Below are 9590 nucleotides of genomic sequence, written 5' to 3' on the forward strand. Positions count from 1 at the left end.
CGGAAGCCATGCATGTCGCTCCGGCCGCGGCAAGCCGCGTCTTCAGCGCTTGTTTCAAACGAACATCACATTCGGGTTCTCAGTTGCCGATATCAGTGACTAATATAGGTGATTGCAGCAGCAATGAAATGTCGGATTGTGTTTGAAACATTAAATTGTCGAGGCGCGTGGCGTGATTCGCCGAATGCGCCGCGACTCGATCAACACATGTCGGCGGCCACATCATGTTGAAGCGCAGAACCTTCGTGTTGGGCAGTGCGGGCGCGGCGGGCATGCTGGTGGTCGGCTGGGCCTGGTGGCGTCCCGATGACCGGCAATCCGTACCCGCGCAGCTCGAGACATCACGCGTCGATGTGCCGCTCAACGGCTGGGTGATGATCAGTTCCGCTAATGACGTGACGATCGTCATGAGCAAATCCGAAATGGGCCAGGGGATACATACCGGCGCGGCCATGTTGCTGGCGGAAGAGCTCGATGCAGACTGGTCGCGGGTTCGCACCGTCATGTCTCCACTCGACACGATCTACAAGGACCGTGAATCCCTCGCCGACGGCCTTCCGTTTCGTCCCGATGATGCGAGCCTGCTCGCTCGCGGCGCGGCGGCACTGGCGCGCCATGGAGCACGTTATCTGGGTTCGATGGTAACGGGGGGATCGACGGGCATGATCGATCTGTGGGGGCCCATGCGCGAGGCGGGTGCCACGGCCCGCGTCATGTTGTGCAGCGCTGCGGCGAAGCTTTGGCATGTGCCCGTCGCGGAATGCGAGACGCATGCCGGCGTGGTGCGCCATCGGTCGGGACGCTCGGCGACATACGGTGAACTTGTCCAGCTCGCGCGGAACGTGCCGCGCCCGACACATGTCGACCTGAAGGACCCGAAGACGTTCACGCTGGTCGGGAAACGGCTGGGTCGCATCGAGGCGCACTCGAAGCTCGACGGCAGCGCGCGCTATGGCATCGATGTGCTTCCGGACAAGCTCCTGTATGCGAGCGTCACGATGTGTCCGACACTCGGCGGCAAAGCGCTGGATTTCGACAAGTCCGGGGTCGCCAGCCTGAAGGCCGTGACCGGCATCTTCAGGATCGAGCCATACAACGGCGGAACGGGAGGCGTTGCCGTCATTGCCGACAATCCCTTCATCGCAATGCGGACGTTGTGCCAGTTGTCGGTCACATGGGATCACGGGCCGGCTGCCAGCGTGAATACCGAGGAGGTCCGCACGGCGTTGACGCACGCCCTCGACGGCGACGCGGGCCGCCACGTGTTCTACGCCACCGGCGACGCCGATGCGGCGCTGGGCCGTACCAAGCCGTTCGTCGCGCAGTACGAAGTGCCCTACCTGGCTCACGGGCCGCTGGAACCGATGAATTGCACGGTGCTGGTCGAGAACGACTCGGCAACGATCTGGTGCGGCACGCAGGTCCCCATGATGGCACGCAAGGCAGTCGCGGCGCTGCTGGGCCTGGACGAAGACAAGGTGGTCGTCAACCAGCAATTGATCGGCGGCGCATTCGGCCGGCGGCTCGAGGTCGACTTCATCACGCAGGCCGCCGCCATCGCGCTCCATGCGAAGGGGCGGCCGGTACAGACGATCTGGTCGCGCCCGCAGGACATGACGCACGACTTCTACCGCCCGGCCTGTGTGGCGAGATACAGCGGCGCAATCGATGCGAGCGGCAGGCTGGTCGCATGGAAAGGCATGTCGGCGAGCCAGTCGATCAGCGCGCAGGCGATGCCTCGCACTTTCGGCATGCCGAGCCTCGCCGCGAAATGGTTGCCCGACGCCACCACGGCGGAAGGCGCATTCGACCTGCCCTATGAATGCGAGAACATGCTGGTCCAGCACCATACGGTGACGCTCCCGGTTCCCGTTGGCTACTGGCGCTCCGTCGGACACTCGCATCAGGCCTTCTTCGTCGAGAGCTTCATCGACGAGATGGCCGTGCTGGCACGGAAGGACCCGATCCAGTTCCGCCTCGACATGCTCAGGCAGCCGGCGCACCAGCGCCATGCGGCCGTGTTGCGGGCGCTCGTCGCGCTGTCCGGCTGGCGTTCGCCGCTGGCATGGCGTGACAAGACCGGCGCGCGGCGCGCACGCGGCGTGGCGATGCACGCATCGTTCGGTAGCGTGGTCGCGCAAGTCGCCGAAGTCCGGCAGGAAGGTGACGGCTTTCGCGTGACGCGCGTGGTCTGCGTGATCGACTGCGGGCTGGCCGTGAATCCGAACCTGGTCGAGCAGCAAATGGAAAGCGGGATCATCTTCGGATTGTCGGCCGCGCTCGAGCAGGCGATCACGATCCAGAACGGGCAAGTCGCGCAGCATTATTTCGACAGCTATCCGCTCGTCAACATGGAGACCTGTCCCGAGATCGTCACGCAGGTCCTGGCAGGCGGGACCGAGCCGCACGGCGTCGGCGAAGCGGGCACGCCGCCGATCGCAGCGGCCGTGGCGAATGCGTTGTATTCGCTCACGGGCGTGCGTCATCGCACCCTGCCGCTCATCAAGCCGAGCCCACCCGACCAAGGAGACGACCGATGGTGTCAGTCCGTATCAACGGGGAAACCGCTCACCTCGATTCCGAGCCCGCCACCCCGCTGCTCTGGGTGATTCGCTGCGAACGGAAGCTGACCGGCACGAAGTTCGGCTGTGGCGTCGGGGTCTGCGGTGCATGCACGGTGCTGCTCGACGACCAGGCCGTGCCTGCCTGCCAGCTCCCGGTCGGGACGCTGAACGGCTCGCGCATCACGACCGTCGAAGGGTTGGACAGCGTTGAAGCGCGCGCACTGAAGGACGCGTGGATCGCCGTCGACGTCGTGCAATGCGGCTATTGCCAAAGCGCACAGCTGATCGCCGCCACGGCCCTGCTCATGCGCTGCCCGCGCCCCGACGACAACCAGATCAACGAGGCCATGAAGAAGATCGCGTGCCGGTGCGGCACGTTTCCCCGCATCCGCAAGGCCATCCACCAGGCGGCGGAATCGCTGGTCCGCTGACTGGGGCGAACCGGCAACAGGCTCGATCAGCTACCCTTGGCACGCGTCGTGATCTGGACGAAGTCGGCGGCAATGCGTCCTTCGCCGTACTTGGCCTCGAACAGCTTCAATTGTCGATCGATTGCCGCGAGATAGGCGGTGCGCGGCTCGGATGGCGGACGTACCCCGTCGAACAGCGGCGCGGGCGTGACGAGGAGCACGATCATCTCGGTCCCGAAAGGCTTGCCGATCACCCACTCGCCCATGCTGCCGATTGTCGCGGCGTAATTCGGCGGCGCCTGGTTGTCGCGTTCGCGGCTGCTTGGCACGAGATGCACGACGCTCCCGTTCAGCACGTAGTAGTCGACGTTCACATACGAATCGTAACCGGGTGTCGTGATGTCGATGACCAGCGGGTTGCCTTCCGCAAGATGCGCATCGGGCGCTCGCGTGCGGATCGACGCGGCGTGTGATGACGAAGCCCGATTCGATCGCCAGTACGGGGCAAACGCGCTCACGACCTCGCAATTGTGCGCATCGACCGGACGCACGTCGAGATTGGCCGTCTGCCCGCCCGCCAAACTGCTCAGTGCGGTTCGCACGCGCCCGATACCGACACCGGCCTCCGCATAACCGCGCACCTGCAGCACGTGATCCTGCACCGAGGCATCCAGCGCCGAACACGGTATGCGCGACAGCGCAGCCATCACGGATGCCAGCGAGATCGCCGGTGCCGGTGCCGGCGGCGGCACGCTGGCCGCAGCGGGCACGGCGTTCGCGGTGGCCGGGGGCGTGCTGCCGGCCGTGGCGCCCGCCGTCGCGCCATTCCCTCCGCCGGCAGACGCGTGCGCGACCGTGTCCGCGGCGGGGCGCCCTTCGCCGCTGCGCGACAGCGACTGGTAGCCGTACCAGAGCACGGCGATCGCCGCCACCGTACAAGCGCCCACGGCAGCCCCAACGCGTGCGCCCGATGACCACGCAGGGCGCTTGAACACGCCCATGCCCTCCAGGAACAAGTTGACGCTCGGCGTGCGCGTCGCGCGGTCGAACGACAACGCGGCGCTCAAGGTTCGCCATTGCGTGCGATCGAGACCGGGCTGGCGCTCGGGCCGCAAGTGGTCGTGACGCGCCTGGGTGGCGGACAGCCGATTGAACGGATGGTGTCCGGTCAGCAATTCGTAGGTCACGCAGGCGAGCGCGTAGACATCGTCGCGCGGATCCGGCTCGAGATGCTCGAACATCTCCGGGCTCGCGTAGGCCGGCGTGATGCCGCCCAGGCTCGCCGGATCGAACACGGTCACGTCGGGATCCTCGTCGCGCCGCTGGAAGGCGCGTGCGATCCCGAAGTCGATCACCTTCACTTCGCCCCGGTCGGTGAGGAACACGTTGGCGGGCTTGAAATCGCAGTGGACAAAGCCGCGTTCATGCGCGTAGGCCAACGCCTGGCCCATGCCGGCGATAATCGGCAACGCGGTATCGAGCGGCATGCCCTTGAAGTCCGGCGCGCGCAGCACCTTGCTGAGCGGGCGGCCGGACAGATACTCCATCGTGAGGTAGACGAGCGGACCGTCCCGATCGAAATCGTAGACGGTGACGATGTTGCGATGAGCGAGTGTCTGCGCCTTGCGGGCTTCGCGCTGAAGCGCGATCAGCGAAGTCGGCTGGCCGCGGAACTGCACGTTGAGCACCTTGATCGCGATGTGCGGCTTGCGATCCGAGGCCTCCAGCTTGCGGAGGTCGAGCGCCTTGTACACGGTACCCATCCCGCCGACGCCGAGGCACTCCTCCAGCACGAAGCGCCCGTTCAGCGTATCGCCGATGCCTTTCACGCGCTCGCCGTCGACGGACATTGCGCCGCTCGACTGCCCGGACGGGGTGTCCGGACGCGCCTCGGGCCGAAGCACGCTCTCCTGAATCCGGGTTGCGTCGCCCGCGGCTGCCGTTCTGTCACGACACCGTTCGATGCGCTTCAGCACTTCCGCATAGATATCGTCTGACAGTGGCTGCGTGGTTTGCGTCTCGTCGAGTACTTCGCGCAACCGTGCGCAATCGACCTGATCGGTCGCCAGCACCCGGTCGATCTCCGACAAGAACGCGTCCTGCGACAGCGTCCCGCTCTGGAATGTATGAATCAGCTGCGCAAAGCTCATCATTCGTATGCCGTCAACTCAGCTTCAGCTTGCCGACCCGCTTCGGCGCCTCGCGGCGCCGCCAGGGCAAGGACTGTCCATGACGTACCCAAGCGGCGCGACGTATCGGTGATGCACCGGACACCGTCGAACACGAGATCGCCGCCACGCCATCGTCAGACGAATTCGACTGCGCGCCGCACCGGCCGCCGGCCTTCTGACAGGATGTCTAACAAATCATACTAGTCTGCGGTAACGCCCTGTGCAATCGGTGCCGGAACTAGAATTCGGGCAGATCCATGGCGAACCGGCTTCAGGCTTTCGCCGTCCGCGCCGCCTGCACGGCCTCGTTCATTTTCCAGGCTGCGCGGCCGTGCGGCGGAACCTATACTGGACAGATTCAAGGTACGTCGGCACATCGCATGATGCTGCATGACTACCCTTTCTCCCATCCGATTTTGCGGAGCAAACCATGGGCGTGCTCGTCATCAACGATCTTCCTCAAAGCGTCGACCTCGACAGACAGGCGATGGCCGCCATCACCGGCGGTGCGATGGTCCGTGCGCATCAGACGATGCTCGCGCCGCAAGCTTTCCCTTATCTGCACACCGACGCCCGCGGTTCTGCGTCGGCGCGTGCCCCTGCGGCCGAAGCAGCGGCGCGCCCGGCGCGTCCGACGCTGCTGCGCTGACGGACACACCACTCGACCTGGCGCGCACGGTCAGACCGCGCGCGCCGTCATCGCGGGCCGCCGATCGGCCGGCGGGAACACCCACCACGAGCCGTCGTCGTGACGAAAGAAGAAGATCGCGATCGTGCGAGCCGGATGCACGGCCTCGACGCAGACAAAGCGCCGCCGTTGCGCAGGCATGCGGCTGAAGCGCACGATGCGCGCCGGCACGCGCGCGCTCGGCGCGAGCCACTTGTCGACCTGCATGCGCAGCGAAGATTCGATCCCGTTCATTTGAGCCTCCTCGTGGCGATGTCGTACGCATCGGGACGTCGCTCATGCGGCGGCGATGGCGGCTGCAGCGCACCGTCCGTCCGCACGCCGCGCCGCGAGCATTGCGCGGCAGATCGACAGCGCGAACCGGAATGCCGTCCGCGGATGCATGACGCACGTGCGAACCTGCTCGCTGTGGCCCGTGCCTTCCAGGCACCACGTGCAGAAGTGCTCGCAGTTGTTCGTCAGCAGCCGGTAGCGGTTTTCGCCGAGACGGGAACGCGCGCGCAGCACCACGGTGCGCCCCGCATAGGCCGCGCACGGATGCGGCACGACGCGAACCGCGTGACCGTCGGCGAAGCGCTCGAACGTGACCTCTTCGATCGGGCCGCGATGCAGCGTCGTGCAAAGCCCCGCGTAGTGGACGACGCGCCCGTCGCCGACGTAGATGCCGTGGTGGCTGTAGCCGGCGCGATCGGAAACCAGGTGCGCGCCGGGCGTCAGTGCCTCGACGCCGCCGGGCAGCGAAGCCGCATGCGCGCTTGCATCCGCAGCGCCAGCCGCCGTGCGGGACACAGCGCTGTTCACTGGTTGAAGGTCGCGTTCCATGACTGGCTCCGTCTGCAGGTTGGCGGCCGCCCGTGTTGTTCAACGGTTAGCCGGTTGCCAACTAACCTGCATCAAGCGTGCCAATCGCCCGGCGCCCGTCGCGCAATGCTCGACGGGAAGCGCGCTGCGAACCCGGTGCCGCACTGTCGCCCAACGACCAACCCTTTGCCGGAGATTTCGTTGGCGCGACAGCACCAGTTGGCGCGCCGGACAGCCGTTTGCGCCTGCCGCGGCATGTGTCGGTTTCGCGGCCACGTTCGTGCGCGCAACTGTTGGCTTGCGTGCAACCATTGCAGGACAACGCCGCGACGCACTAGCATGCAAGCAACGCGTGTCGATGACGCCTTGCCTTGCCGCGTGCGGCGCTCACCGGATCGACGCACGCGAGCGGATCGACGCACGCGGGTGGTGTCACGCATGGCACGAGGTTTGCACGTATCGGTTACCCATTCCGGCGGCAAGCCCCATTCGGAGACGCATCATGACCACGCTCGCAATTACCGACCTTCACATGCAACGCGACATCGACCGCAAGACGATGTCGTTCATCCGCGGCGCGGGCGCGCCGTGGGTATTTGGCTGGATCCAGCCCTACGCGCCGCCCGCTCCGGCGTTCGGGCCGGTCGTCAACCTCTATCAGACGTACAACACGTTCTACGCGAACCAGGTCCTCAACCAGATTCAGAACGTCGACGTCACGAACTCGGCGCCCGGCTCGAACATCGTGGTCGGGGTGGGTGCAGACGGCAGGAACCGGCTCGTCTAGCCTGTTCACGCCGACCGGCAATACACGTTCGCGAGCCCGTTATCGGCATGAACAGGCCCTGGACGAAAGGGAGTGGCGCCCCGTGAGCGCAGAACTGCAATGGACTTCGGCGTCACGCACTGACGTGGGCCTGGTTCGCGAGATCAACGAAGACGATTGCCTTGCGTTGCCGCACCGTGGCCTGTGGGCCGTCGCGGACGGCATGGGCGGGCATTCGGCCGGCGACCTCGCGAGCCGGATGATCGTGCAGGCGCTGGAACGGCTGGCCGCCCCGGCCACGCTGGCGGACTTCATCGAGGCGGCGCGCACCGCGCTCGATGCCGTCAATGCCCGCTTGCGTGAATCGGCCGCCCAGCGCGGCGTACGCATGATCGGCAGCACGGTGGCGGTGCTGCTGGCGAGCGGCCGTCAATGCGGCTGGCTGTGGGCCGGAGACAGCCGGATCTATCTGTACCGCGACGCGCACCTGACGCAGCTCACGCTCGACCACAGCCACGTCGCGGAGCTGCAGGCGCAGGGCCACCTGAGCGCCGAGCAGGTGCGGCATCACCCGTCACAGCACGTGATCACGCGCGCGGTCGGCGCCGCCGAGCGGTTGCATCTCGACGAACGACGCATCGACGTATGCGACGGCGACATGTTTCTGCTGTGCAGCGACGGGCTGAGCAATGAGCTGGACGAAGCCGACATCTCGGCCGCCCTCGCCTGCGGCGATTGCGCGCGTGCAACGGACGTGCTCGTCGAACTCGCGTTGCGCGCGGGCGGCCGGGACAACGTCACCGCCGTCGTGATCCGCGCCGACGATCCCGATGCGTCGGACCGGACGCTCGCCAATCCTTCCGTGCAACGCTGAACGATCGAGCGGACGCGCGTGACGCTCACGCGTCCTTGTCAGGTGTCGCGCCGTCCTGATGACGGAACGCTTTCGAACGGATACCGTGCTTCTTGAGCAGCATCTGCAGGTGCGACCGGTTCATCTCGCAGCGGCGCGCCAGTTCGGCCACGGTTCCGCCGGTCTCCTGCAACCCGCGTTCGAGAAATGCCCGCTCCGCCTCGTCGCTTGCGGCACGCTTCGCGTCGCTGAGCGACATCGGCCGGCCCGACGTGCCGTCATCCGTCGCACGAACGGCGCTCGACACGGTTTTCGGACGGATGTCCTCGGGCAAGTGCTCGATATCCGCGACCTCGCCGGCCAGGCACGACAGACGGTAGACGAGGTTGCGCAGCTCGCGAATGTTGCCCGGATACGCGTAAGTCAGCAGGAAGTCGCGCAGCTTCGGCGTCGTCTTGATGGGCCTGCGCTTCAGTGCCCCCGCGGCCTCGTCGCCGAAGTAGGCGAGCAGCAGCGGAATTTCGTCGCGACGTTCGCGCAGCGCCGGCAACGTCAGATGAATGACGCTCAGGCGATAGAACAGGTCCTCGCGAAAGAGCCCCTGCTCGCTCAATTGCCGCAGATTCTTGTTGGTGGCGGCGACGATGCGCGTATCGACGCTGATCGGCTCGTCCGAGCCGACGCGCTGGATTTCGTGCGACTCCAGTACGCGCAGCAGCTTGACCTGGCCCGACAGCGGCAATTCGCCGATTTCGTCGAGAAAGATCGTGCCGGTGTGCGCACTCTCGAACTTGCCCTTGCGATCGTTCGACGCGCCGGTAAACGCGCCGCGCCGATGGCCGAACAGCTCGGATTCGAGCAGGTTGTCGGGAATCGCGCCGCAGTTCACCGAGATATAGGGCCGGTCGGCACGCGCCCCGTTCGCGTGGATGACCTTCGCCATCAGTTCCTTGCCGGTCCCGCTCTCGCCGTCGATCAGCACCGGCAGATCGGTCGGTGCGGCCTTTTCGGCGATCTCGAGCGCGGCGAGCAACTTCGGATTGTCGCCAAAGATGCCTTCGAAGATGAAACTGCGCTCGATCAGCGCCTGTCTGCGTCGCTGCACCGCGGGCGCGGGCGCCTCCGGCGTATCGGGAGAATCGGAAGCATCAGGCGTCTGCGGCGCGGCCACGGCGGCCTCGACGAAGCGCTCCTTGCGCGACATCTGCATGACCTCGTCGCGCAGCACGTTCGCCTGATTGAGCAGCTTCTCGATGTCGGCACGCTCGAGCTTGGGCGCCCAGCGCAGCATCGAGCGCAGGATCTCGATCTTCTCGAGCAGGCCGGCATACGAGATC

General features: G+C 66.0%; 9 protein-coding genes. 5 read left to right on the forward strand and 4 right to left on the reverse strand.

The genetic code is table 11. The features are described 5' to 3' along the window. The first annotated feature begins 224 nt into the window (after window positions 1–224). Together DIE15_RS33680 and DIE15_RS33685 are read left to right on the forward strand one after the other, a co-directional pair. Entirely contained in the window at window positions 225–2609 is a 2385-nt protein-coding gene (locus tag DIE15_RS33680; RefSeq protein WP_124835562.1) for a molybdopterin cofactor-binding domain-containing protein, read from the forward strand. Further along, window positions 2537–2995, forward strand: coding sequence for a (2Fe-2S)-binding protein (locus tag DIE15_RS33685; protein WP_124835563.1), 459 nt, complete (start codon window positions 2537–2539; stop codon window positions 2993–2995). The genes DIE15_RS33680 and DIE15_RS33685 overlap by 73 nt, the downstream gene beginning before the upstream one ends. A 26-nt stretch (window positions 2996–3021) precedes the next feature. On the opposite strand, the gene DIE15_RS33690 is transcribed toward DIE15_RS33685, so the two are convergent. After that, on the reverse strand, window positions 3022–5127 hold the full coding sequence (locus DIE15_RS33690) for a serine/threonine protein kinase (protein ID WP_124835564.1): 2106 nt from the start codon (window positions 5125–5127) through the stop codon (window positions 3022–3024). Between the two features lie 448 nt (window positions 5128–5575). Here DIE15_RS33690 and DIE15_RS33695 point away from each other — a divergent pair, with 448 nt between their 5' ends. Then, window positions 5576–5794, forward strand: coding sequence for a hypothetical protein (locus tag DIE15_RS33695; protein WP_124835565.1), 219 nt, complete (start codon window positions 5576–5578; stop codon window positions 5792–5794). A gap of 30 nt (window positions 5795–5824) precedes the next feature. Here the strand turns inward: DIE15_RS33695 and DIE15_RS33700 are convergent, their stop codons facing one another. Further along, entirely contained in the window at window positions 5825–6067 is a 243-nt protein-coding gene (locus DIE15_RS33700; protein ID WP_057927315.1) for a hypothetical protein, read from the reverse strand. 42 nt (window positions 6068–6109) lie between these two features. Then, on the reverse strand, window positions 6110–6655 hold the full coding sequence (locus DIE15_RS33705) for a lecithin retinol acyltransferase family protein (protein WP_124835566.1): 546 nt from the start codon (window positions 6653–6655) through the stop codon (window positions 6110–6112). 481 nt (window positions 6656–7136) lie between these two features. On the opposite strand from DIE15_RS33705, the gene DIE15_RS33710 reads away from it, so the two are divergent. Then, window positions 7137–7421, forward strand: coding sequence for a hypothetical protein (locus DIE15_RS33710; RefSeq protein WP_057927317.1), 285 nt, complete (start codon window positions 7137–7139; stop codon window positions 7419–7421). An 82-nt stretch (window positions 7422–7503) separates the two neighbouring features. Next, complete coding sequence (locus DIE15_RS33715; protein WP_057927318.1) at window positions 7504–8274, forward strand: PP2C family serine/threonine-protein phosphatase; 771 nt, start codon at window positions 7504–7506, stop codon at window positions 8272–8274. A gap of 25 nt (window positions 8275–8299) precedes the next feature. Here DIE15_RS33715 and DIE15_RS33720 read toward each other — a convergent pair whose 3' ends face one another. Further along, window positions 8300–9589, reverse strand: coding sequence for a sigma-54-dependent Fis family transcriptional regulator (locus tag DIE15_RS33720; protein WP_260428418.1), 1290 nt, complete (start codon window positions 9587–9589; stop codon window positions 8300–8302). Window position 9590 lies beyond the last annotated feature (1 nt).

Source organism: Burkholderia sp. Bp9031, from assembly GCF_003857965.1.
GTDB lineage: Bacteria > Pseudomonadota > Gammaproteobacteria > Burkholderiales > Burkholderiaceae > Burkholderia > Burkholderia ambifaria_A.

Bases quoted from the DNA above. Each gene is read 5' to 3' on its own strand.
- DIE15_RS33680 (WP_124835562.1), top strand. From the start codon at position 225: ATGTTGAAGCGCAGAACCTTCGTGTTGGGCAGTGCGGGCGCGGCGGGC.
- DIE15_RS33685 (WP_124835563.1), top strand. From the start codon at position 2,537: ATGGTGTCAGTCCGTATCAACGGGGAAACCGCTCACCTCGATTCCGAG.
- DIE15_RS33690 (WP_124835564.1), bottom strand. From the start codon at position 5,127: ATGATGAGCTTTGCGCAGCTGATTCATACATTCCAGAGCGGGACGCTG.
- DIE15_RS33695 (WP_124835565.1), top strand. From the start codon at position 5,576: ATGGGCGTGCTCGTCATCAACGATCTTCCTCAAAGCGTCGACCTCGAC.
- DIE15_RS33700 (WP_057927315.1), bottom strand. From the start codon at position 6,067: ATGAACGGGATCGAATCTTCGCTGCGCATGCAGGTCGACAAGTGGCTC.
- DIE15_RS33705 (WP_124835566.1), bottom strand. From the start codon at position 6,655: ATGGAACGCGACCTTCAACCAGTGAACAGCGCTGTGTCCCGCACGGCG.
- DIE15_RS33710 (WP_057927317.1), top strand. From the start codon at position 7,137: ATGACCACGCTCGCAATTACCGACCTTCACATGCAACGCGACATCGAC.